Source organism: Salinimicrobium oceani, assembly GCF_012037645.1.
Genome location: NZ_JAAVJR010000107.1, coordinates 1 through 765 on the forward strand (window position 1 = coordinate 1; position 765 = coordinate 765).

Annotated in this window: 1 protein-coding gene; it reads left to right on the top strand. The window is 49.9% G+C overall.

Going from position 1 to position 765, the window contains the following annotated elements; genetic code table 11:
• A partial coding sequence (locus tag HC175_RS15690; protein WP_168139380.1) for a DEAD/DEAH box helicase occupies window positions 1-765 on the top strand: 765 nt, incomplete at both ends.

Genomic DNA, 765 nt, shown 5'->3' on the forward strand with positions numbered 1-765 from the left:
TCGACTACATCAGGCAAAACCCTGATTACAAGACCAAACACAAACCCGGACTAAAAGCTATCTGGATCACTCCGCTGCGTGCACTTTCGGTGGAGATCGAGCAGGCGGCGAATCGGTTTGCCCAGGATATCGGCAGCGGATTGACAGTAGGAATTCGGACAGGAGATACCTCCCAAAAATTACGGGCCGCTCAGAAAAAGCAAATGCCCGACCTTCTTATCACCACGCCCGAAAGTCTGCAGTTGTTGTTGTCTTCCAAAGGTTATGCGAAAACATTTAAAGATCTAAATGCTATTGTCATTGACGAGTGGCACGAGCTGCTGGGGACAAAACGCGGAGTACAGATCGAACTTGCCCTCTCCCGGCTCAAAACTGTGGCTCCAAAAATGAAGATTTGGGGGATCTCTGCCACCATTGGAAATTTGCAGGAGGCAAGGGAGGTGTTGCTGGGACCCGGATCGGAAGCTTTTGAGAATTCAGTTCTGATTCGGGCAGATATCAGGAAGAAGATCACCGTTAAGTCTATTATTCCGGAAAAGATGGAGACCTTCCCATGGCGGGGGCATCTGGGGCTTCACCTTATCGATGAGGTGGTGCCCATCATCCGAAATTCGAGAACTACCTTGCTTTTCACAAATACCCGCTCCCAATGCGAGATCTGGTTTCAGCGGATACTTCAGAAATATCCTGAATTTGCGGGGGAGCTGGCAATGCACCACGGCAGTATCAATAAAGAGACACGGCTTTGGGTGGAGCAGGCGATTC